18 protein-coding genes are annotated in these 22,553 nt (G+C 51.3%); 8 read left to right on the forward strand and 10 right to left on the reverse strand.

The window, feature by feature from the left end; genetic code table 11:
- Positions 1–66: 66 nt before the first annotated feature.
- The 6 genes from EDF88_RS02750 to EDF88_RS02775 form a co-directional block, all read right to left on the reverse strand.
- Positions 67–1,539: an aspartate aminotransferase family protein gene (locus EDF88_RS02750; protein ID WP_134182743.1), complete on the reverse strand. Its 1,473-nt coding sequence runs from the start codon at positions 1,537–1,539 to the stop codon at positions 67–69.
- Between the two features lie 18 nt (positions 1,540–1,557).
- Positions 1,558–2,943: a diaminobutyrate--2-oxoglutarate transaminase gene (locus EDF88_RS02755; RefSeq protein WP_064518752.1), complete on the reverse strand. Its 1,386-nt coding sequence runs from the start codon at positions 2,941–2,943 to the stop codon at positions 1,558–1,560.
- Positions 2,944–3,569: 626 nt separating this feature from the next.
- Positions 3,570–3,869, reverse strand: coding sequence for a hypothetical protein (locus EDF88_RS02760; RefSeq protein ID WP_064518751.1), 300 nt, complete (start codon positions 3,867–3,869; stop codon positions 3,570–3,572).
- 190 nt (positions 3,870–4,059) lie between these two features.
- A complete protein-coding gene (locus EDF88_RS02765) occupies positions 4,060–4,383 on the reverse strand; it encodes a YdbL family protein (RefSeq protein ID WP_064518750.1) in 324 nt (107 codons plus the stop codon).
- 5 nt (positions 4,384–4,388) lie between these two features.
- Positions 4,389–4,589, reverse strand: a complete 201-nt coding sequence (locus EDF88_RS02770) for a YnbE family lipoprotein (RefSeq protein ID WP_064518749.1) — start codon at positions 4,587–4,589, stop codon at positions 4,389–4,391.
- The gene (locus EDF88_RS02775) at positions 4,586–7,228 is read right to left on the reverse strand and encodes a YdbH family protein (protein WP_134182745.1); all 2,643 of its coding nucleotides are present in this window, start codon (positions 7,226–7,228) and stop codon (positions 4,586–4,588) included. Before EDF88_RS02775 ends, EDF88_RS02770 begins: the two co-directional genes overlap by 4 nt.
- Positions 7,229–7,450: 222 nt before the next feature.
- On the opposite strand from EDF88_RS02775, the gene EDF88_RS02780 reads away from it, so the two are divergent.
- A complete protein-coding gene (locus EDF88_RS02780) occupies positions 7,451–8,440 on the forward strand; it encodes a 2-hydroxyacid dehydrogenase (protein WP_064518747.1) in 990 nt (329 codons plus the stop codon).
- A 167-nt stretch (positions 8,441–8,607) separates the two neighbouring features.
- Positions 8,608–9,033 (forward strand): heat shock protein HslJ, encoded by a 426-nt coding sequence (hslJ, locus tag EDF88_RS02785; protein ID WP_134182747.1) that lies wholly within the window; start codon positions 8,608–8,610, stop codon positions 9,031–9,033.
- A gap of 5 nt (positions 9,034–9,038) precedes the next feature.
- Here hslJ and EDF88_RS02790 read toward each other — a convergent pair whose 3' ends face one another.
- Positions 9,039–9,305, reverse strand: coding sequence for a DUF333 domain-containing protein (locus EDF88_RS02790; RefSeq protein ID WP_034455667.1), 267 nt, complete (start codon positions 9,303–9,305; stop codon positions 9,039–9,041).
- 321 nt (positions 9,306–9,626) lie between these two features.
- Between EDF88_RS02790 and nifJ the strand changes: the two genes are divergently transcribed.
- Both nifJ and paeX read left to right on the forward strand, forming a co-directional pair.
- Complete coding sequence (gene nifJ / locus EDF88_RS02795; RefSeq protein ID WP_134182749.1) at positions 9,627–13,157, forward strand: pyruvate:ferredoxin (flavodoxin) oxidoreductase; 3,531 nt, start codon at positions 9,627–9,629, stop codon at positions 13,155–13,157.
- Positions 13,158–13,333: 176 nt separating this feature from the next.
- On the forward strand, positions 13,334–14,275 hold the full coding sequence (gene paeX, locus EDF88_RS02800; RefSeq protein WP_134182751.1) for a pectin acetylesterase PaeX: 942 nt from the start codon (positions 13,334–13,336) through the stop codon (positions 14,273–14,275).
- A 66-nt stretch (positions 14,276–14,341) separates the two neighbouring features.
- Here paeX and EDF88_RS02805 read toward each other — a convergent pair whose 3' ends face one another.
- The 3 genes from EDF88_RS02805 to EDF88_RS02815 form a co-directional block, all read right to left on the reverse strand.
- Positions 14,342–15,403, reverse strand: coding sequence for a YncE family protein (locus EDF88_RS02805; protein WP_134182752.1), 1,062 nt, complete (start codon positions 15,401–15,403; stop codon positions 14,342–14,344).
- A 108-nt stretch (positions 15,404–15,511) separates the two neighbouring features.
- The gene (aldA, locus tag EDF88_RS02810) at positions 15,512–16,951 is read right to left on the reverse strand and encodes an aldehyde dehydrogenase (protein WP_134182754.1); all 1,440 of its coding nucleotides are present in this window, start codon (positions 16,949–16,951) and stop codon (positions 15,512–15,514) included.
- A gap of 213 nt (positions 16,952–17,164) precedes the next feature.
- Complete coding sequence (locus tag EDF88_RS02815) at positions 17,165–18,109, reverse strand: sugar-binding transcriptional regulator (protein WP_064518741.1); 945 nt, start codon at positions 18,107–18,109, stop codon at positions 17,165–17,167.
- 211 nt (positions 18,110–18,320) lie between these two features.
- Between EDF88_RS02815 and EDF88_RS02820 the strand changes: the two genes are divergently transcribed.
- Genes EDF88_RS02820 through EDF88_RS02835 form a run of 4 tightly spaced genes read left to right on the forward strand, consistent with a single transcriptional unit; the run spans position 18,321 to position 22,497 of the window.
- Complete coding sequence (locus tag EDF88_RS02820) at positions 18,321–19,262, forward strand: D-ribose ABC transporter substrate-binding protein (RefSeq protein ID WP_064518740.1); 942 nt, start codon at positions 18,321–18,323, stop codon at positions 19,260–19,262.
- A 13-nt stretch (positions 19,263–19,275) separates the two neighbouring features.
- Positions 19,276–19,878 (forward strand): DUF2291 family protein, encoded by a 603-nt coding sequence (locus EDF88_RS02825; protein ID WP_134182756.1) that lies wholly within the window; start codon positions 19,276–19,278, stop codon positions 19,876–19,878.
- Positions 19,878–21,395, forward strand: coding sequence for a sugar ABC transporter ATP-binding protein (locus EDF88_RS02830; RefSeq protein ID WP_134182758.1), 1,518 nt, complete (start codon positions 19,878–19,880; stop codon positions 21,393–21,395). The genes EDF88_RS02825 and EDF88_RS02830 overlap by 1 nt, the downstream gene beginning before the upstream one ends.
- 1 nt (position 21,396) lies before the next feature.
- Positions 21,397–22,497 (forward strand): ABC transporter permease, encoded by a 1,101-nt coding sequence (locus EDF88_RS02835; RefSeq protein WP_064518738.1) that lies wholly within the window; start codon positions 21,397–21,399, stop codon positions 22,495–22,497.
- Positions 22,498–22,553 lie beyond the last annotated feature (56 nt).

Raw genomic sequence — 22,553 nt, forward strand, 5'->3', positions numbered from 1 at the left:
AGACAGGAAAAAAATGTTTTGCGAGGGAAATATAAATGGGCGGTATTTACCGCCCATTTACTTTATTTAGCCAACCAGCAACGGTTGTGCTGTTTTCTCAACCAACGCCAGCAGGACTTTAATATCCTCAAGCGTAACGGTCGGATTCAGCAGAGTCAGCTTCAGGCAAGTCACGCCGTTATGCTCAGTCACACCTACGTTTGCGCGGCCAGAGTCCAGCAATGCATCACCAATTTTCTGGTTCAGCAGTGCAATTTCTGCGTCGCTAGTAGAAGCCATTTGCTCAGGACGGAAACGGAACAGAACGCTCGCCAGTTGTGGTTTCATCACCAGTTCCAGAGACGGTTCTTCAGTAACGTACTGCGCAACTTCTTGTGCAAGTGTCACACCATGATCGATGATCGCGGCATATTGCTTCTGACCTAATGCTTCCAGACCCATCCACAGTTTCAATGCGTCGAAACGGCGAGTGGTCTGCAAAGATTTAGACACCAGGTTTGGCACGCCAGCTGCTTCATCGAACTCAGAGTTCAGATAAGCCGCCTGATAGCGCATCAACTCGTAGTGGCGTGCTTCTTTGAGCAAGAAAGCACCACAGCTGATGGTCTGGAAGTACTGTTTATGGAAGTCCAGGGTGATGGAGTCCACTAACTCAATACCGTCCAGATAGTCGCGATATTTCTCGGACATTAACAACGCACCGCCCCACGCTGCATCAACATGCACCCAAATCTGGTGCTCTGCTGCCAGGGTGGCGATTTCACGCAGCGGATCAATTGCGCCAGCATCGGTAGTACCCGCTGTTGCAACAATCGCCAGGATCTGTTCGTCGTTAGCCTGAGCCTGCGCCAGTTTCTCACGCAGGTCGTTAATATCCATACGCGCGAATTCGTCAGTTTTCACCAACGTCACTGACTGGTAACCGAGGCCCATTAAAGCCATGTTCTTCTGCACTGAGAAGTGCGCGTTTTCAGAACACAGGACTTTAATCTTTTTCAGGTTGCCGACCAGGCCATCTTGCTGGATGGAGTGGCCCTGGCGCGCAAAGAACGCGTCACGAGCCAGCATCAGGCCCATCAGGTTGCTCTGGGTGCCACCACTGGTGAACACGCCAGCATCGCCTGCCTGATAACCCACTTGAGCACGCAGCCATTCAATCAGCTTCATCTCAATGATGGTCGCAGACGGGCTTTGGTCCCATGAGTCCATGCTCTGGTTAGTGGCGTTGATCAACACTTCTGCTGCCTGGCTGATAACCAGACTCGGGCAATGCAAATGCGCGACACACTGCGGGTGATGCACCGACAGGCTGTCTTTTAAGAAGTATTCGATCGCACGTTCAATAGCGACCTGGTTGCCCAGGCCCTGAGGATTAAAATCCAGTTGAATGCGTTCACGCAATTCAGCAACAGATTTACCCTGATACATCTCAGGTTGCTGCAACCACTGCACAACAGCCGCGCTGGTCTGTGCAATGGCCTGCTGGTAGGCTTCAGTGCTTTGCGCTGAGCCTGCCAGGATAGGATTTAATTCAGACATCGAGGTCATTAACTCCACTCAAACAGGCTTGATGCCAGCCGCTAACAGCGCCTGCTCAAACTTATCGAGGAAAATAGCCAGCTCATCATTAGTGATAAGCAAAGATGGTAGCAGACGCAGCACGACGCCATTACGGCCACCACGCTCCAGAATCAATCCTGCTTTGAAGCAGTTTTTCTGCAGCAATGCGGATAACTCAGCATCAGCTGGGTAGCAACCCATATGATCTTTGGCTTCGTTTGGTTTAACGATCTCAATACCGATCATCAAGCCCAGACCACGAACCTGGCCAATGACCGGGTAACGTTTTTGCAGCTCAGCCAGTTGGCCTTTCAGCCACTCGCCCTGTGCTGCAACTTTGTCAGCAATCTTGTTTTCGGTCAGATGCTTCAGAGTTGTCAGACCGGTTGCCATCGCCAGTTGGTTACCACGGAAAGTACCGGTGTGGTGGCCAGGTGACCATGCATCAAACTCTTTCTTAATACCCAGAACAGCCAGTGGTAAACCACCACCAACCGCTTTAGACATAACAATGATGTCCGGCTCGATACCAGCATGTTCGAAGGCGAACAATTTACCAGTACGGCAGAAGCCAGCCTGAACTTCATCGATGATCAGCAGAATGCCGTGTTCTTTGGTGACTTTGCGAATGCGCTGCAGCCACTCAACAGGCGCCGGATTCACGCCGCCTTCACCCTGAACCGCTTCCAGAATGACTGCTGCAGGTTTGCGCACGCCACTCTCAACGTCGTTGATCAGGTTTTCGAAGTAGTAAGTTAATGCTTTCACGCCAGCTTCACCGCCAATACCCAGCGGGCAGCGGTACAGGTGCGGATAAGGCATAAACTGAACTTCAGGCATCATGCCATCAACCGCTTCTTTCGGTGACAGGTTACCTGTTACGGAAAGTGCGCCATGAGTCATGCCGTGATAGCCGCCGGAGAAGCTGATGATGCCTGAACGACCGGTAACTTTCTTAGCCAGTTTCAGTGCCGCTTCAACTGCATCCGCACCGGATGGACCGGTGAATTGCAGGCAATATTCTTTACCCTGACCAGGCAATAAAGAGAGAAGATATTCAGAAAACTGATCTTTCAACGGAGTTGTAAGATCCAGTGTATGTAACGGCAAGCCGCTGGTAATGACATTTTGGATGCTTTGCAGCACGTCAGGATGGTTATGCCCAAGAGCAAGCGTACCCGCACCGGCCAAGCAATCAAGATATTGATTATTCTCAACATCAGTGATCCAAACACCGTTGGCCTGCGCAATTGCTAAAGGCAATTTACGTGGATAACTTCTGACATTCGATTCAAATTCAGCTTGACGCGCCAAATAGGTTTCATTGTTACCATTGAATGAATTTGCACCTAAACTATCAATACGGACTTTATCCGTCATCATATCTCTCCCACAGCTGCCGGTTCGTTAATTTGGCAGTTGAATTAATGAATGTAGAAAAACTGAGCACCATGTAAAAAACGCCGTCAATATAGGTTCTTTTTACTCTCTACTCAATATTTTATTTTGTGAATGTCTGTATGTTGCCCTAATGTTTTTATCTTGTACTTATTTTATGAAAATCAGTGTGTTATCTACACTCCAGCCACTTGTGCTGTATATTTGCTTTTGAGTGGTCATTAACTTCGCATATTTACATTTTTACAGCCAAATGATTCAATGCGCGCACTTTCAGTATGAGATGCAAACAGGTACTGTCACGTAAATCCTACTTAACGGATATGACACTTTATGAGGGCCTTTTTTCTTAATTGAAAATGTACTTAAAAAATATAGGGTGAATATTTTAAATAGAATAAAAACCAATCACTGGTTTTAAATTAACCTGCTGAGAAAATAAGCTTTTTATTTCAGATGCTATATAAATATACGTTAATAGCGTCTAAACGAGACCTGCATTCAAAAGTATGACGGTTACAACCTTACGTTAATATCCAGCATTCATCCTTTCTCGTAAGACACTGGTTGGTAACCGTTTGATGTTCTACAACAGCTGATCCACTTTTTCCTTAATGACGGATTGAACCAGGTTGCCTGAGGTTGCCCGTGTGCCCAAAAGCCGGCATTGGCGAGGATGAAGATGTAGGGTTGATAGTTTGCGAATCGCTCCCACTAAGACCAGCCACGGTATCGCTAGTCCCAAGGCCGGCAACCGTATCACTGCCGAGCAAGTCGACGGTGCCTGTTTGCTGGCTACTGCTCGATGAACTGCCTGAACTCGTATTACTTGCACCAGAATTCATCGTTAATTGCGCGAACGCCGCTGTGGTAACCAGAGATAGCACTACGGTCAAAATAATCTTTTTCATCAGTTGTTCCTCATCCAGTACCCATAGTTGTATCCATAGTACGGAATAAAAGAGTGACTTTTTGTCCCTATACTATTTCACGCATACAGGTAAATGAGCGGATTTCAGAACAACGGGATAGCTAATACATGCGTGTACAATCCATGTCATCAAAGCAACTTCAGTGTAGCCCAGCGCCTTGTGTCACGGGTTATTTTTTCATCCATTGACCGTTAATGCCGCGCACGTACTCACCCGGTTGTGCTCTTGCCACCAGCTTCTGCCCGGCCAATTCTGCGACCTGGTTTGCTGAGATATTGTTGCTGTCTGCCAGTTTCTGATAATTTTCCGCCCGCGCTTCATTAATGCTTTTCACCAACGCCAGCGTCTCTTTATCTTGTTTGATTGGCGCAACATAACCGCTTAATGTCTCTCCCACTCGCCCTTGCTGGCGTGCTTCCGACAGGGTTAATGCCAATGTCTGTTGGCTAAATAAGATGCTTGCCAGTAAAACACTCTTAACGATTTTGCTCATGAGCTTCACTCCTGGCCAAACAAATCGCTGCGGTTTTTAAGCAACGTTTCAACGTCTTTATCTACTTTAATATGAATCTCATGCTCGATTTTCACGTTCATATTAATGGTGATAGGTTCTTTTGGCGCCGCGACTTCAATACGCGGCGTGCATCCCGTTAACCCAGCAATCCCTGGCACCAGGAGCATAGCGATGACGATTTTCATTGTGTTTCCTCACAAGCTTTATCGCGAGTCTGGCAGCGCACATCCGGCAGTTCGGTATGTTGCTCAAGCCAGGTTTGCAAATTGTCCCCAAAACGCAGGCTGCGCCAAAGCGTAAAGAGGTTTTCCTGATGGCTGTAGTTCAGCCGCACTTCATTCCTTTTCCCTTCAACCTGGCTTGTGCCCCGCACATTCGCCCGCAAAGTTAGCACGCCAAGATTATCTAAATTGATATCTGTCCAGGAATGAGAAATCTCCATATAACGCAGCCAGTTAACTGCAACACCTGCAGCAATATTGTTCTCAACAATGGCATCAGCCATATCTTTATCCAGCCGCAATGTCAGTGGCCCCGGGTTTGTCAGCCAGCCATCTTTAATGATCCATTGTGGATGGTTAAGCCACAGCGGCAAGGCACCATTCACACGCCCGGACATAGTGAACTGCTTGGGATTGACCGCAGTAATCAATTCGCTCGACGAGATATTTTCTAAGCGTAGCAAGGCTGCATCGCGTTGCGGCAGGCGTAATTGTTGCACACGCATTTTGCCGCCCAGAATATCGACATTCACGTTACTGAGCGTCAACGGCTGCGTGTCACTCCACGGATACCAGCCTTCGAGGTCAGCAGTGATATTCGACGAGGTCACCTGGTTTTTAACTTCCGCGATACGCAAGGTCACCGGGCCGTCTGTTCCCAGTTGCCATGTGCTGTTGCCAAAGCGGAATGGCAGCACAAAGTCGACACCGTTAATTTGGTTATCCGGCATCCAGACGCTGCCACTTTTCACCACGCCATGGCCACCGGCTTCAAACCCTTGCCCTGCGGCTGCGGAAAAGGCCACCTGTGAATAGAGCGAGCCATCTTTTAAAGTCATTTTCCAGTCAGCGGGGATAAGCGGCTGGAATACTGTCAGTCCTTGCTGTGGCCACCACGCATTACCGCGCAGGCGCACACCATCCCAGCGACCACTCACACGTACCGGGCCAATACTCCCTGCGTGCAGGTCACCTTTATACTGGAATGAAGAAGGATCTTTGCCCGTGACGCTAAAGGTTAATGTTGACGGCGGTAACGTACTGCCACCGCTGAAAGTCGTTTCTCCCGCATTGAGGATAAACGCGCCGTCAAAAGTAGGAGCTGTTTGCGCACGCTGCCAGTGTAAAGGCCTCTCCAGTTTCAAACGTGGTTCAGTGACCAGCATTGAGCCATACTCAAGCTTATCAAAGCCGGTAGAAAGCGAGCTAAGTTCAATCACGCTGTCGCGCCACTCTCCTTGCCCACGCACATCCCACTTTGCCTGCATCGGGGTAAACTCACCCTTGCCCCAATACTTCCACCGCCATAACCCAGCATCTGGCAAAAAGTCATTCGCTTTGCCATCCAGATGCAACACGAAATTACCCCTTTGGTTTTCGTGTGCGCGAACTATCGCCTGCAACCGCCCATCAACACCGCGTTGCGTGACACTGACTCCCGCCAGTGGCCAACGAATTTCGTCAACATCGATAGAGTCGATGACACGCCCACGCGAACGCAGTAGAGCGCCTGGACGGAACAATAATTTAGGATCGGCAATCGCCCCGCTAATTTCACCCGGCAGCACTGCGTAAAACACCATGCCATCTTGTTTTGCTTCACCGGTTAATTGCATCGGCAAGGAGCTGTTGATCAAGCTGAGCTTACCGGGACCAATATTTAGCACCGCGTTAGCTTTCCCGGCGCTACCTTGCGTGACGACGTTCATACGCCCGCTGATTAAGGCCTTTTCCAGCCCTTGCTTCCAGTCATCAATCCGTAAAGCAATGCCACCACGCAGCGGGAACCCAGCATAGGGCCAGAACCACTGCCCACCATTGACTTCAAAAATGTTCTCACTGATGGTCCATGGCAGCGTCATTAATGCCTCAGGTGCAGCTGGGTTCTTCAGTGAGAATGTACCCTGATCATCGTTCCAGTTCAGAATGACATCGACTAATTCTGGCTCTTGTGGAATGCGTAATTTAGTCGCGAGATGGCCCTGTTCAGGCAGTTCATCGGTAAGTGGAGGTAAGGTAACGGTGCCGACAAGTTCCAGCGGGTCCATGCCCGCAAACGCCTGAATTTTCAACTTTTGCAGATCGAGCATTTGACCGTTTAGCTGAGCATCAACGCTGAGCGATGGGCCTTGGTAATGAACCGTTTGCTGCTGCGGCGTTAACGTTAAACGTAACCCCCCCGAGAACTGTTGAAAGGGCGTTACATTGACCCTATCTATAGTAAGCAGGCTTTCAGGCAGCAGTGATTGCCACTCGGCCAAAGTACGCGGTGCGGCTGGGCCAGATTCGTCGAGAGGAATTTTACTCAGGCAATCAACGTTAAGATTGAGCGTATCAAGATGAATGCGCCAGCGTTTAGGGTGGCTAAGAGTGGCATCTTTTATCGTCGCCAGTTCGCAATCCCCGGCAAGATAACGCAAATCAGGAACGATTATCGCACCACGCGTAAATCGCGGGCTGGCTTCCATAGCAATGCGTGTCCCTTGCGGCAGCCAGATACCGGCAAGCGTTGGCAGCCAATGGGCTATAGTCATCAGAAGCGTTAACGGCAGCAGAATGAGTATTAGTACCAACGCAATAATGGCTTTATATTTACCCTTCATGGGTGGTTAATATCCTGATTCTGCGACAATTATGTGCCCATTTAAACAACATATGCGATCATTCTTGCATTATTTGGACCGGGCGTGAAGGTCGTGCCTGGTATAAGCGTAGCCAACCTTGAGTTAGCAGTAGAATTTCATGCTTGAAAATAAATTTTAATATTTGTAAGAATATTTTAAGCGTGATAATTTTACATCAATATCATTCTGGAGATAAGTCTCATGAAACTGGCAGTGTATAGCACAAAACAGTACGACAAAAAGTATCTGGAGCAGGTTAACAATGAATACGGCTTTGATCTTGAATTTTTCGACTTCCTGCTAACCGAAAAAACAGCCAAAACTGCTCATGGTTGCGATGGTGTTTGTATCTTCGTGAATGACGATGGTAGCCGCCCTGTTCTCGAAGAGCTCAAAAGGCACGGTGTGAAATTTATCGCATTGCGCTGCGCGGGCTTTAACAACGTCGATCTCGACGCTGCAAAAGAGTTAGGCCTGCCGGTGGTGCGCGTTCCCGCTTATTCACCAGAAGCCGTAGCTGAACATGCACTCGGCATGATGATGTGCCTGAACCGTCGTATTCACCGCGCTTACCAGCGTACCCGTGATGCGAACTTCTCTCTTGAAGGGCTGACTGGTTTCACCATGTACGGCAAAACCGCCGGTGTGATTGGCACGGGTAAGATTGGTATTGCCGCGCTGAGAATTTTAAAAGGCTTCGGCATGCGCTTGCTGGCGTTCGATCCGTACCCAAGTGCTGCAGCACTTGAACTGGGTGTGGAATATGTCGATTTGCCAACGCTGTTTGCGCAGTCCGATGTTATTTCACTGCACTGTCCTCTGACGCCTGAGAACTATCATTTACTTGACCAGGCTGCATTTGCACAGATGAAAGATGGCGTGATGATTATCAACACCAGTCGTGGCGCTTTAATTGATTCACAAGCCGCTATTGATGCACTGAAAAATCAAAAAATCGGTGCGTTAGGTATGGATGTGTATGAAAACGAACGTGATCTGTTCTTTGAAGATAAATCTAACGATGTCATTCAGGATGATGTATTCCGTCGCCTGTCTGCCTGCCATAACGTGCTGTTTACTGGCCACCAGGCATTCCTGACCGCGGAAGCATTAACCAGCATTTCCGAGACGACGCTAGAAAACTTACGCCAGTTAGAGAATGGCGAGCCTTGTGTTAATCAGGTGAGTTAATAGACAGGCCCTCTTTCTGTTAGAGAGTCTGGTTTGATCGTCCCCTTCTCCCTCAGGGAGAAGGGCGGGATGAGGGTCGTTTTAAGATTATCCTTACAGCTTCACAGCAAACTTTTTGACAAAGTATCGCCAACTCATTGATGACATGAATAACTTAAGGACAAGAGATGAAAAAATTAGCTGCAGTAGCGCTGGCTGCAATGGTACTGGCCGGCTGCGCACAATCAGGTGATAAATCGGCAGTTACCGCACAAGACCTGCAACACCACCGCTATGTTCTGCAAAGTGTTGACGGCAAGCCATTAACCGGCATTGATCGCACTCCAGAACTGAGTTTCGGTGAGAACATGCACATTGCAGGCAGCATGTGTAACCGCTTTATGGGCCAGGCGACGCTTGAAGGCGATACGCTGAAAGCGAAAGGTCTGGGAATGACCATGATGATGTGTGCAGAACCGCAGCTTAATGGGCTGGATCACATGATTAACGACATGCTGACTACAGGCGCAAAAGTTGACTTAGCTCCGCAACAACTGACGCTCAAAACCAGCCAGCATACCTTAGTTTATAAACTGGCCGATCTGGTCAACTGATTAGGCTAGTACGCCCCACAAGTTCCGGCGGCAAGCGCATTTTCACTACAGCGTTTGCCGTTCGGCATCGCGCACATACCGATTGCCGAACCATCAAGTTGACGAGCAACACTCAACGTCCCACCAATCATTGCACAACTCGCCTGACCTTGATTTGACATTGCTGCACGCATACCAGGCGGTACGTGAGCTGCAGTGGCTTGTTGAGGTGGTTCACTACTACATGCCGACAATAACAGTGCGGCAAATCCCGCTAAAAACGCAGCTCGCATTACTCTTCTCCCCCTGAACGTTGCAAAACCTAAGAATCATAAGCGCAGGCGTTGCGTTACGTCGAGGCCGTAACGCCATAAAATGTGTGTGATTTTGCAATAGGGATCACTTTATTGCACAAAACATAACCACCCGCCCCTTTTGACGACTTCAATCAAGGTTCAACACAGGACACAAAAGCGAAAATCACCTTCTGTGGGCTTTGCTAGAATTAAAAGATTATTCTTCGATTCGCGTAGGTATGCGGGTCTATTCGTTTTCATTTATACCTGAGCTACTTGAAGGGTGACAGGTATATTGCGCAATGTAAGGGTGTCTCCATGATCACAATCGACGGCAACGGTGCAGTCGCGTCAGTGGCGTTTCGCGCCAGTGAAGTCATTGCCATCTACCCGATTACTCCCAGCTCAACCATGGCAGAACTTGCTGATGCATGGTCAGGGGACGGTCGCAAAAACGTGTGGGGCGATACGCCACGCGTTGTAGAAATGCAGTCTGAAGCGGGCGCAATCGCTGCCGTTCATGGCGCGCTGCAAACCGGCGCACTTTCCACATCATTTACGTCATCGCAGGGTTTACTGCTGATGATCCCGACACTCTACAAACTGGCCGGGCAACTCACGCCGTTTGTATTGCATGTGGCTGCGCGCACTGTTGCCACCCACGCGCTCTCGATTTTTGGTGACCATTCAGATGTGATGGCGATTCGCCAGACCGGTTGTGCGATGCTGTGCGCCAGCAGTGTTCAGGAAGCACAAGACTTCGCGCTGATTTCGCATATCGCCACCCTGAAGAGTCGCGTGCCATTTATTCATTTCTTCGATGGTTTCCGTACATCACATGAAATCAATAAAATTGTCCCGATGGCTGACAGCACCATTCTGGAATTGCTGCCGCAAAAAGAGATTGATGAACACCGCGCTCGGGCATTGAACCCAGAGCATCCGGTGATTCGTGGTACCTCCGCTAATCCGGATACTTATTTCCAGTCCCGCGAAGCCAGTAACCTGTGGTACGACGCAGTGTATGAACACGTTGAGAAGGCAATGAACAGCTTTGCGGCAACAACGGGGCGCCAGTATCGCCCGTTTGAATATTACGGCCACCCGCAAGCCGAACGCGTGATTATCCTGATGGGTTCTGCAATTGGCACCTGCGAGGAAGTGGTTGATGAACTGTTGACGCGCGGCGAAAAAGTCGGCGTGCTGAAAGTTCGCCTGTTCCGCCCTTTCTCCGCCGACCATTTATTAGAAGTGCTGCCAGAAAGCGCACGCCAGATTGCCGTGCTCGACCGTACCAAAGAACCCGGTGCGCTGGCAGAGCCGCTGTATCTCGACGTGATGACCTCTCTTGCCGAAGCCTTCAACCGTGGCGAGCGCGAAAGGCTGCCGCGCGTGATTGGCGGGCGCTATGGTTTGTCATCGAAAGAATTTGGCCCGGATTGTGTGCTGGCAGTATTTAACGAGCTAAAAGAAGCCAAACCGCGCCCACGCTTTACGGTCGGTATTTACGACGACGTCACCAATTTGTCTCTGCCATTGCCAGAAAATACTCTGCCAAACCGCGCCAAACTCGAAGCGCTATTCTACGGTCTTGGCAGCGACGGCAGCGTGTCTGCCACCAAAAACAACATCAAAATCATCGGTAACTCGACGCCGTTCTTCACCCAGGGTTATTTCGTCTATGACTCGAAAAAGGCAGGCGGCCTGACGGTTTCCCACCTGCGTGTCAGCGAGCAGCCGATTAACTCGACCTACCTGATTGATAAAGCCGACTTTGTGGGCTGCCACCAGTTGCAGTTTATCGACAAATATCAGATGACCGAGCGCCTGAAACCGGGCGGTATTTTCCTGCTCAACACGCCTTATGGCGCGGACGAAGTGTGGCACCGCCTGCCGCAAGAAGTTCAGGCGGTTCTGAATCAGAAGAAAGCCCGTTTCTTCGTGGTCAACGCGGCGAAAATCGCCCGTGAATGCCAGCTTGGCGCGCGCATCAACACCGTTATGCAGATGGCGTTCTTCCATCTCACCAATATTCTGCCGGGCGACAGTGCACTGGCGGAACTACAAGGTGCGATAGCTAAAAGTTACAGCAGCAAAGGTCAGGAACTGGTCGAGCGCAACTGGCAGGCTTTAGCCTTAGCCCGTGAGTCGCTTGCCGAAGTGACCTTGCAGGAAGTGAACGAAAGCAGCCCAATGCGCCCGCCGGTGGTTTCCGATGCGGCACCGGATTTCGTCAAAACCGTCACCGCCGCGATGCTCGCAGGACTTGGCGACGCGCTTCCTGTTTCTGCACTGCCACCAGACGGCACCTGGCCGATGGGCACCACGCAGTGGGAAAAACGCAACATCGCCGAAGAAATCCCTATCTGGAAGCCGGACATTTGTACCCAGTGTAACCATTGCGTTGCCGCCTGCCCGCACTCGGCGATTCGCGCCAAAGTCGTGCAGCCAGAAGCGATGGAAAACGCTCCTTCTGCCTTGCAGTCTCTGGATGTGAAATCCCGTGATATGCGTGGGCAGAAATACGTGCTGCAAGTGGCACCGGAAGATTGCACTGGCTGTAATTTGTGTGTGGAGGTTTGCCCGGCCAAAGACCGCCAGAACCCGGAAATCAAGGCCATCAATATGATGTCGCGCCTTGAGCACGTCGAAGAAGAAAAAGAGAATTACGATTTCTTCCTCAAACTACCGGAAATGGACCGCACCAGCCTCGAGCGTATCGACATTCGGACTTCCCAGTTGCTGACGCCGCTGTTCGAATACTCCGGCGCCTGTTCTGGTTGTGGCGAAACCCCGTATATCAAACTGCTGACCCAGCTTTATGGTGACCGCATGTTGATTGCTAACGCCACCGGTTGTTCATCAATTTATGGCGGTAACTTGCCTTCAACACCGTACACCACCGATGCCAACGGTCGCGGTCCGGCCTGGGCGAACTCGCTGTTTGAAGACAACGCCGAATTTGGCTTAGGTTTCCGTCTGACAGTCGATCAGCACCGCGCCCGCGTGATGCGCTTGGTTGGTAAGTTTGCTGACAAACTGCCTGCTGAACTGAACGAACAGCTTCATGCTGAGGCCACACCAGAAGTGCGCCGCGAACAGGTTATCGAACTGCGCAAACATCTGGCGGATATCGACGACCCGGACGCGCGCCAGCTCATCACCGATGCCGATGCAATGGTTGATAAATCTATCTGGCTGATTGGCGGTGACGGCTGGGCGTATGACATCGGCTTTGGCGGCTTAGATCACGTGCTTAGCCTGACCGAAAACGTCAATATTCTGGTGCTTGATACGCAGTGTTATTCCAACACGGGCGGCCAGGCATCCAAAGCCACGCCGTTAGGCGCGGTGACGAAATTTGGCGAACACGGCAAGCGTAAAGCACGTAAAGATCTCGGCGTCAGCATGATGATGTACGGGCATGTTTATGTGGCGCAGATTTCACTCGGCGCGCAGCTTAACCAGACGGTGAAAGCCATTCAGGAAGCGGAAGCCTATCCCGGCCCGTCGCTGATTATCGCCTACAGCCCATGTGAGGAACATGGTTATGATTTGGCACTCAGTCACGATCAGATGCGCCAGTTGACCGCGACCGGCTTCTGGCCACTTTATCGCTTCGACCCACGTCGTGCCGATGAAGGTAAATTGCCGCTGGCACTCGACTCTCGCCCACCGTCTGATGCATTGGCTGATACGTTAATGAAAGAGCAACGTTTCCGCCGACTCAATGCGCAACAACCGGAAGTCGCCGAGCAGTTGTGGAAAGATGCTGCCGTCGATTTGCAAAAACGCTACGACTTCCTGGCGCAGATGGCAGGTAAAGCGGAAAAGGCTGACAGCGAGTAACCGCTTTGTTTCGCGCTTATCTTCCACTCAATAATAGAGTGAAGGTAAGCGCGAAAATCATTTCAAAACGATATTTCAATTTAACCAGCATCATGATTCATAAATGAGCACCACCTCGCCTTTTTTATATTAACGGTATGTTATATCTCAGTTAATCATTCGAAAAAGGAAAGGTTATGTTAGGTCGCTCTCTGCTTGCTAGTTCGATATTACTGTCCATGTGTGGTGCCGCGCAGGCACTACCTGAATTTCCCGTCTGGCCCCAGGGTGAAGCACCGGGTGCAAAAAACAGTCCGGTTAAACAAGAAACGGTCGACAGACGCAAGGATGGCGGGCTGGCTGACCGCGCGGTAACAGGTATTCGTTCCCCAACCATCACCGCTTATTTGCCTAAAAAACCCAATGGTGTGGCGTTATTAGTCACGCCTGGCGGTTCCTACCAACGCGTGGTTCTGGACAAAGAAGGTAGTGATCTGGCCCCCATTTTCAATGCCCAGGGCTACACCCTGTTTGTGATGACTTACCGTATGCCGGCTGATGGACATGCGGAAGGCTCAGATTCGCCGCTGGTCGATGCTCAGCGGGCCATTCGCACCCTGCGTGCCGATGCTGAAAAGTGGAAAATCGATCCTCACCGCATTGGCGTGCTGGGGTTTTCGGCAGGCGGGCATGTCGCCGCAAGCTTGGGGACGCGCTACAACGAGTCCGTTTACCCGGCAACGGATGAAACAGACAAACTCAGTGCGCGCCCTGACTTTATGGCGCTGATGTATCCGGTGATCACCATGCAGGAAAGCATCGCTCATCCGGGATCGCGCAAAGCCCTGATTGGTGAGAAACCCACGCCTGAGCAGATAAAGAAATATTCACCGGAGCAAAATGTGACGGCCCAGACGCCACCAACGTTTATCGTTCATGCGGTGGATGACCCTTCCGTGCCGGTTGATAACAGCCTGGTAATGTTCTCGGCCTTACGCGCCCAGCACGTTCCGGTGGAAATGCATCTTTTCCAGGAAGGTAAACATGGGTTTGGGATCCGCGGTACGGTCGGTTTACCTGCTGCCAGCTGGCCGGAATTATTGATGAACTGGATTAAGGCGTTGCCCGCTTCTGAATAATTCGAGTTGCAGCCAGGCTACAAGGGAACATAGCCAACACGGCTGCAACTCGAGGTAAGACGGGAATTACTTGAAGCTTATACGCACGATATCATCCGGGCTGGTCGGCTCTTTTTCGCGACTGCCCGGTTGTTTCACGCTGACAAACAGCTGCTGCCCATCAGTAGACAACGCAAGGCTATTTGGCAATGCAGGTGTGTCGATAGTCTCCAGCACTTTGTAGCTCTTCGCATCAATCACGCTGACTTTACCGGCTTTACGATGCGTCACGTAGACTTCGTTGCGCGTCGGGTTAAACAACACGTCCAGACCCAGCGGCACATCCACTTTGTTCAGCACTTTGCTGGTTTTGGTATCCACAACCAGTAGCTGCGGTGTCTTGGAATCGCTGACAAACGCGCGGTTATTAGCGGTATCCAGCGCAATATTCAGATAGAAATGCTCGCCTTCGGTGTCCAGTCTGGTGCGCGAGATAACCTTATTGGTTTTGCTGTCGATAACGATAAATTCGTTGTCGGCGTTAGTCATGTAAATGCGTGATGCTTGCGCATCAATCGCCAGCCCCGTCGCCATTTTGCCGAGATCTTTAATGGTATCGCGCAATTCAAGCGTTGCTCCATCAATCACCCACAGCACGCTGGACTCACCCAACCCGCCCATATACAGCGTGTTGGTGGCCTCGTTAACCACTAACTGGCGCGGCATCAGCGGGCGCACGGTTTCGGTACGTTTGGTTTCATCCACTACAAGCGTTTTAATCACATCACCGGTTTTGCTGTTAATCGCCGTCACCGCACTGCTGGTGGTGTTTCCGAGGAACAGCGTGCCTGTTGTTTTATTGAGGGCCACACCGAACGGTTTCAGGTTGTTATGAATAGCCTGAGTCACTTCGAGCGTTGCCGGGTCAAGGCGATAAACCACCCCGCCTTTATCCAGTTTGCGGCTTTGGGAAGTGGCAACGTACAGCGCGGATTGGTCTGCGCTATAGGCCATTTCATACGCACCTTTGCCAACGGGTTTTCTTTCAACCGTGAATGAAGTATCGGCAAACAGTGAACTGGAAAACAGCAGGCTGGAGAGCATTAAAGCAGGCAATGCACGCAGGCGGGTTTGTGGTAAAGCAGACATAAATATCCTTATCAATAGCACGGACAAACCCTTTGCTAACAGGACGTTAGCAAAGGGTGAAAAATACCATTGATAATTATTATCATTTATAAATGAGAAAGTAAATCATTACACCTGCAAATAGACCACCTGGGTTTGCAGATATTCATTCAAACCGTGGCGGCCATCCGCTCCCCCAATGCCTGATTTACGCCAGCCCGCATGGAAGCCCTGCATCGCTTCAAAGTTTTCACGGTTGATATAGGTTTCGCCGAATTTCAGCCCTTTAATTGCCTTCATTGCGACATTTAAATCACGCGTATAAACCGAAGATGTCAGGCCATAATCGCTGTCATTTGCCATTTCAAGCGCCTGCTCCAGTGTTTCAAAGGTGGTGACGGGCAGCACCGGGCCGAAAGTTTCGTCATGCATGATGGCCATATCCTGGCGCACATCCACCAGCAGCGTTGGCGGGTAGAAATACCCTTTCCCTTCTGGCGCTTTACCACCCAGCACCACGCGTGCGCCTTCGCTAACAGCTCGCGCCACTTTTTGCTCAACACGCTCAAGTGCGGCGGCGTTAATCAACGGCCCCATCGACACATCGTCACGCTCGCCGGTATCACCAAAACTCACCTGTTTGAATGCTTCGCTCAGGCGGGTAATAAATTCGTCGTAAATACCTTTTTGCACATACACGCGTTCCGCACAGTTGCACACCTGGCCGGTGTTGATCATGCGTGAATCGACAATCGCTTTCACGGCGATATCAAGGTCAGCATCGTCCATCACAATGGCAGGCGCTTTGCCGCCAAGCTCAAGGCACACTTTGGTGATGTTTTTAGACGCCGCCGCCATGATTTTTTCACCCGCGCCAACGCTCCCGGTCATGCTAACCATCGCGACTTTCGGGTTACCTGCCAGTTCTTGCCCTACCGTTTCACCGCGCCCCAGCACCAGGTTAAACACCCCTTTTGGCAGCCCGATATCATGGACAATCTCGGCAAAAGCGATGGCGTTATTTGGCGTAAATTCGCTGGGTTTGATAACGATAGTGTTGCCGGTAATCAGCGCTGGCGCGAGTTTGCGGGCAATCAGGAAGAACGGGAAGTTCCACGGCAAAATCCCGGTAGTCACGCCAAGCGCACGTTTGAACACCAGAATGTTTTCACCCGGGCGGTCACTTTGCAGAATTTCACCTTCGTAACGACGCGCCCACTCAGACATATAATCGAGATAATCTGCGGTGAAGGCCACTTCCACTTCAGCCAACTGTTGGGTTTTTCCGCCTTCCGCAACAATCAGTGCGCTGATGGTTTTTGCACGCTCACGAATACCGGCAGAGATCTTACGCAACCACCCTGCGCGCTCAATGGCGGGTAGCGCTTCCCAACCGGCCTGTGCTTTATGCGCCGCATCAATGGCATCACGGGCGTGTTTCGCGTCTGCGTCAGGAATGCGAGAAATAAGTTCTTCTGTTGCAGGGTTAATCACATCAATCCACTGCTCGCCCTGCCACTGAACAAATTGACCATCAATATACATCGGGTGTTGTACAGGTGCTGTCATGACCGGCTCCTTTGTGTTTACTGTTTTATTGTTTCAAATATGTAAAATACATGTGAACACTTTAGGTTTATAAAACAGCTAACCGGGCAATATGGTGATGAACTGTGATGGTTCTCAATAAAAATGACTGAAAAGAACGTTTTTTGGGAATGGCTTAAAACTGAAAATGACCGTTTTCAGCATGCGGGTACGAAAACGGTCATCAAAGGGGAATTACAGCAGCTCGCGAGCAGTCGGATAGTCGGTGATCAGCACGTCGATATAACCGCCGTGTAGCGCACCACGAATGGCATTGGCTTTGTCATTCCCGCCTGCAAGTGCTACCACATGCGGGCAGTCGCGCACCTGGCTCAGTTCCATACCGATAACCGGATCTTCTTCTTTGCTCAAAACCGGCTCGCCCTGTGCATTGAAATAATGCAGGCAGATATCCCCCACCGCACCGCGTTCGGCCAGCGTTTTCAGCATCGCTTCGCCATAATAGTTGCCCGAATTTTTCAGCAGCTGGGACGGCTCAAGCTCACCGATACCGAGAATAGCCACGTCCACTTCGGCGAATTTATTCACCACTTCGGCGACATCGTCGCTGGCGACCAGTTTTGCTCGCTCTTCAACGGAATGCTCAATACTTTGCGATGGCAGCAGCCAGGCAGGGCAATCCAGTTGCGCCGCCAGGTTTTGCGTCAGAATGGTTGCTTGCACGTTACCGTTCGGCCCCACGCCACCGAGCAGTTGAATCACGCCGCGCGCTTTAATGCTCTGCGGGTGCAGCTCATCGACCATTGCACGAATGGTGGAGCTCCAGGAGGAAATCCCCACCAGATCGTTTGGCCGTAAACGTGTTTCCACATAATGCGCCGCCGCGCTGCCTATCGCGTGTTTGATTTGCGAGGCGGGCGCTGACTCATCGACATCCACCACAATCGCCTGGCGAATACCGTATTTTTTCTCCAGCGCCTGTTCGAGCGAGAGAAAAATATTGGCGGGCTGGATAACACTGATTTTTACCACGCCTTCTTTTTGGCAACGTGTGATAGCGCGTGAGACAAATGACTGCGACAGGTGCAATAGCCCGGCAATCTCCGACTGCTTCATCCCTTCTACAAAGTAGAGCGTCGCGATCTTGACCAACAAACGTTGTTCGTCCTGCTTTGACATAAGCGCCTCCTGATTCTCTACCTGATATTTTTATTCAAGCCTGCATAAATAACAAGACAGCATTCCTTTTGCCGTTAATTCGTACGATTTGTGATCACATTCGCCTTTTTATCATTTTGCTCAATTCCGCATGGACAGAACCATAATCGCGGCATATCGTTACATTGAATAATAAATCATGTTTGAATATATATTCAATGTGGAGATAAAAATGAAATTTACCCTACTGAAGACCTCGCTCGTTGCCGCTCTATTTGCTTCATCTGCCAGCCTGTATGCCGCTGATAACGGGCTGATTGCCATTATTACCCCATCGCACGACAACCCATTCTTTAAAGCTGAAGCCGATGGCGCGATGGCGAAGGCAAAAGAGCTGGGCTACACCACGCTGGTTGCCTCTCATGACGATGATGTAAACAAACAAAACCAGCTGATTGAAACCGCTATCGCCCGTAAAGCGAAAGCCATCATTCTGGATAACGCGGGAGCGGATGCCACCGTCGGCCCATTAGAAAAAGCCAAAGCCGCTGGAGTCCCTACTTTCCTTATCGATCGTGAAATCAACAAAACTGGCGTCGCCGTGGCGCAGATTGTTTCCAATAACTACCAGGGCGCACAACTAGGGGCAGAGAAATTTGCCAAATTGCTCAACGGCAAAGGCAAATACGTTGAATTGCTGGGCCGCCAGTCAGACACCAATGCCCACGTGCGTTCGCAGGGCTATCACGACATTCTCGACGACTACCCGGATATGAAAATGGTGGCGCAGCAAACCGCAAACTGGAGTCAGACCGAAGCCTTCACCCGCATGGAATCCATCTTACAAACTCAACCTGACATCGTCGGTGTGATTTCGGGTAACGACACTATGGCCCTGGGTGCAGAAGCCGCCTTAAAAGCCGCCGGGAAAACCAATGTCATCGTGGTGGGTTTTGACGGTAGCGACTATGTACGCGACTCGATTATCGCGAAGAGCAATATCAAAGCCACCGTGCTGCAACCCGGTTGGGAACAAGCACAAATGGCCGTGGTGCAAGCCGATTTCTACCTGAAAAACGGTAAACCGCAATTGCAGGAAAAACAGCTGATGGACTGCGTGTTAATTGACGACAGCAATGCCAATCAGCTGAAAACCTTCAAGCTGGCTAAGTAATCCGGGAGGCTGTATGTCGCTCAAACAATGGGGTATTGGCCTGTTATGTTGCAGTGCCCTGTTGCTCACTGCCTGCCGGGTGGTGGATCTGGATGAAAACGGGCAACCGATTATTCCTCCCGATCCGAATGCGAAAGCGAGTTTCGCAAACCAGACACCCACGCAGATAGCGCAACAAACCTGGAACAGCAAAGTGATGACGCCCGCGCAGAGCCATGCGCTGGATAGCAGCACGCTGAAAACCCGTGCCGCCAGCGCCAATAACGAAAGCGTATTCGTGAAAGTTCAGGGCAAAGTCGACAGCGTTTCTCTGGATAACGAACGTGAACGCACATTGACCGTCACCGTTAATGATCAGCCACTGCAAGTGCAGGTCGGGCCGATGATTCGTGGTAACGCAATCCGTGATGCGACTGGCTACAAATTCGAAGATTTCACCAACCAGGTGCAGTTCGCGCAGCTTTCAAAAGCCTATAACCGTGAAGCCGCAAAACACCTGCCAAAAGTTGATGAAAGCTGGCAGCAACAGCCCGTCACCGTGGTGATGGCCGTCACCCTGCGCAACGGCACACTGAGTGACGCAGCAGCTATTTCACTGGAACGGGGGCAACCATAATGTCGCAAGATCCTGTCATTCTGCGCACCCGTGGTATTTCGATGCTGTTCCCAGGCACCGTGGCGCTGGACAACATCGATTACAACGTCTGGCGCGGCAAAGTGAATGTCATCATCGGTGAAAACGGTGCGGGTAAATCGACGCTAATGAAGATTCTGGCGGGCGTTCAGCAACCAAGTCTGGGTGAGATTCGCCTGAACGGTGAAGTGGTGCAATTTAATAGCACCCGCCAGGCCGCCGCGCATGGCATCGGCATGGTTCACCAGGAGCTGAACCTGTTCGAAAACCTGACCGTTGCCGAAAACATTTTCCTCGGGCGCGAACTGCAACACGGTTTGTCGCCGATTGATGAGGCGACGCAACAGGCACGCAGCGCGGAATTGCTCAAACGCCTGGATCAGCCTATTTCTCCGAAAGAGATTGTGGCAAACCTGAAAGTTGGCCAACAGCAGCTGGTGGAAATCGCCAAAGCGCTGGCAGAAGACGCCGACATTTTAATTCTTGATGAACCGACTTCGGCATTAAGTAAAACCGAAGTGGAAATTCTGTTCCGGGTGATTCGCGAACTCACCCGCCAGGGCGTCACCATTATTTATATCTCCCACCGTCTGGAAGAGTTAATGGCGATTGGCGATGTGATAACCATTCTGCGCGATGGCAAATTCCAGGCCGAAGCGCAGGTCAGTGATATCGACGTGCCGTGGATTGTGCGCGAAATGTTGGGCAGCGAGCCGGTGTCCAGCTTCCTGAAACCCGGGCGTGATTTTGGCGCGGCTATTCTGGAAGCGGAACACATCACCTGCGTCAATTCCGCAGGAAACACGGTGGTGAACGACGTCAGCTTCCAGGTCCGTGCGGGCGAAATCGTCGGTATTTATGGGCTGATGGGGGCCGGTCGCACCGAATTGTTTGAGTGCTTACTGGGCACACAACGCAATTATCTGGGCAAATTATGGCTCGACAGCAAACCCGTGCCGCCGCGCCTTGCCACCGCCGAGCGCATTCGCATGGGCATGAGCCTGGTGCCGGAAGACCGTAAACGTACCGGGATTTTCCCGATATCCTCGGTCGCCAGCAACCTGACGATTGCCAGTTTATGGCGGCGTTTGCAGCGTGGTTTTGCGATTTCGCAGGCCGATGAAACAGCGGTGGTAGCCAGCACTATTGGCAACCTCTCCATCAAGGTTTCATCGCCGGATGTGGAAATTCAGGCGCTTAGCGGCGGGAACCAGCAAAAAGTGGTGATTGGCCGTTCACTGCTGACCAACCCGAAACTGCTGCTGCTCGATGAACCGACGCGGGGAATAGACGTGGGTGCGAAAGCCGACGTGTTCCGCATGATGGTTCAGCTTTCCGAACAAGGGATTGCGGTGGTGTTTTCCACCTCCGATCTCAAAGAGATCATGGCGGTTTCCGACCGCATTCTGGTGATGTCAGGTGGGAAAATTACCGCTGATATTCCCCGCGAACACGCCGAAGAATCGGCATTGGTTTCCGCTAGTGCACAAGGGTTCTGATATGAAAACGAATGATACTGTTGCGCTCAACGCCAGACCAGGCTCGCCGTTCAGCTCGCGGGAAAATCTGCTGCTGTTACTGCTCAAACTCCGCACCTTTATTGCGCTGTTTTTGATTGTCGGCTTCTTCGCCATCATGGTGCCGGATTTCCTCGCCATGGGCAGCCTGGTGATCATGATTAAACACATTGCCATCAACGCCTTTCTGGCACTCGGCATCACCTTTGTCATCATCACTGCGGGCATTGATTTGTCGATTGGCGCCACGCTCGGGCTGTGCGGCATGATTGCCGGTTGGCTGATAACCAAAGGTATTGTGCTGCCGATGTTCGGTATCGCTATCTTCCCAAGTGTGTGGGTGATTGTGCCACTAGTGCTGCTGGTTGGCGGGCTGATTGGCGCGGGTAATGGCTGGATTATCACCCGCTACAACGTCGCGCCGTTTATCTGCACCCTGGGCACCATGTACATCTTGCGCGGGGCCGCCATGTTGACCTCGGGCGGTGAAACCTTCCCCGGACTTTCCGGCAACCCGCAACTTGGTAATACCGGGTTTGACCTGATTGGCTCCGGCACGCTGTTCGGTATTCCGTGGGCTATCTGGATGATGATTGTGCTGGCCGTCGCCATTGCCTATGTCGCCCGCCGCCTGCCGTTTGGCCGCCATGTTTACGCCATTGGCGATAACGAACGCGCCGCTGAACTTTCAGGCGTCAAAGTCCGGCAGGTGAAGATTTGGGTCTATACGCTGTCCGGTTTTTGCGCCGCCATTGCCGGGATCGTGGTTTCCGCTCAACTGGTTGCCAGCCACCCGGCAAACGGCACAGCGTTTGAAATGAACGCCATCGCCGCTGTGGTGCTCGGCGGAACATCGCTGGCAGGCGGGCGCGGCACCATTCTTGGCACCCTCGTCGGCGCATTCGTGATTGGCTTCCTGGCTGACGGTCTGGTGATGATGGGCGTAAGTGAATTCTGGCAAATGGTCATCAAAGGCATCGTGATTATTGTGGCGGTCATCATCGACCAGATGCAAAACCGCATGCAGCAAAAAGCGGCGGTCGTGGCCCAGAAAGCGATTATGGAAAGCAGCGGGAAAGTGTAGCGCATCACAAATCCTGAACGGCGGGTATTTTTTTACCCACTAGGAATAATTATTCA

Origin of the sequence: Buttiauxella sp. BIGb0552 (assembly GCF_004366275.1) — a bacterium.
Taxonomy (GTDB): domain Bacteria; phylum Pseudomonadota; class Gammaproteobacteria; order Enterobacterales; family Enterobacteriaceae; genus Buttiauxella; species Buttiauxella gaviniae.

What these genes read in the sequence shown, in the direction of transcription:
- EDF88_RS02750 (WP_134182743.1), bottom strand. Translation starts at nt 1,539, where the DNA reads ATGTCTGAATTAAATCCTATCCTGGCAGGCTCAGCGCAAAGCACTGAA.
- EDF88_RS02755 (WP_064518752.1), bottom strand. Translation starts at nt 2,943, where the DNA reads ATGATGACGGATAAAGTCCGTATTGATAGTTTAGGTGCAAATTCATTC.
- EDF88_RS02760 (WP_064518751.1), bottom strand. Translation starts at nt 3,869, where the DNA reads ATGAAAAAGATTATTTTGACCGTAGTGCTATCTCTGGTTACCACAGCG.
- EDF88_RS02765 (WP_064518750.1), bottom strand. Translation starts at nt 4,383, where the DNA reads ATGAGCAAAATCGTTAAGAGTGTTTTACTGGCAAGCATCTTATTTAGC.
- EDF88_RS02770 (WP_064518749.1), bottom strand. Translation starts at nt 4,589, where the DNA reads ATGAAAATCGTCATCGCTATGCTCCTGGTGCCAGGGATTGCTGGGTTA.
- EDF88_RS02775 (WP_134182745.1), bottom strand. Translation starts at nt 7,228, where the DNA reads ATGAAGGGTAAATATAAAGCCATTATTGCGTTGGTACTAATACTCATT.
- EDF88_RS02780 (WP_064518747.1), top strand. Translation starts at nt 7,451, where the DNA reads ATGAAACTGGCAGTGTATAGCACAAAACAGTACGACAAAAAGTATCTG.
- hslJ (WP_134182747.1), top strand. Translation starts at nt 8,608, where the DNA reads ATGAAAAAATTAGCTGCAGTAGCGCTGGCTGCAATGGTACTGGCCGGC.
- EDF88_RS02790 (WP_034455667.1), bottom strand. Translation starts at nt 9,305, where the DNA reads ATGCGAGCTGCGTTTTTAGCGGGATTTGCCGCACTGTTATTGTCGGCA.
- nifJ (WP_134182749.1), top strand. Translation starts at nt 9,627, where the DNA reads ATGATCACAATCGACGGCAACGGTGCAGTCGCGTCAGTGGCGTTTCGC.
- paeX (WP_134182751.1), top strand. Translation starts at nt 13,334, where the DNA reads ATGTTAGGTCGCTCTCTGCTTGCTAGTTCGATATTACTGTCCATGTGT.
- EDF88_RS02805 (WP_134182752.1), bottom strand. Translation starts at nt 15,403, where the DNA reads ATGTCTGCTTTACCACAAACCCGCCTGCGTGCATTGCCTGCTTTAATG.
- aldA (WP_134182754.1), bottom strand. Translation starts at nt 16,951, where the DNA reads ATGACAGCACCTGTACAACACCCGATGTATATTGATGGTCAATTTGTT.
- EDF88_RS02815 (WP_064518741.1), bottom strand. Translation starts at nt 18,109, where the DNA reads ATGTCAAAGCAGGACGAACAACGTTTGTTGGTCAAGATCGCGACGCTC.
- EDF88_RS02820 (WP_064518740.1), top strand. Translation starts at nt 18,321, where the DNA reads ATGAAATTTACCCTACTGAAGACCTCGCTCGTTGCCGCTCTATTTGCT.
- EDF88_RS02825 (WP_134182756.1), top strand. Translation starts at nt 19,276, where the DNA reads ATGTCGCTCAAACAATGGGGTATTGGCCTGTTATGTTGCAGTGCCCTG.
- EDF88_RS02830 (WP_134182758.1), top strand. Translation starts at nt 19,878, where the DNA reads ATGTCGCAAGATCCTGTCATTCTGCGCACCCGTGGTATTTCGATGCTG.
- EDF88_RS02835 (WP_064518738.1), top strand. Translation starts at nt 21,397, where the DNA reads ATGAAAACGAATGATACTGTTGCGCTCAACGCCAGACCAGGCTCGCCG.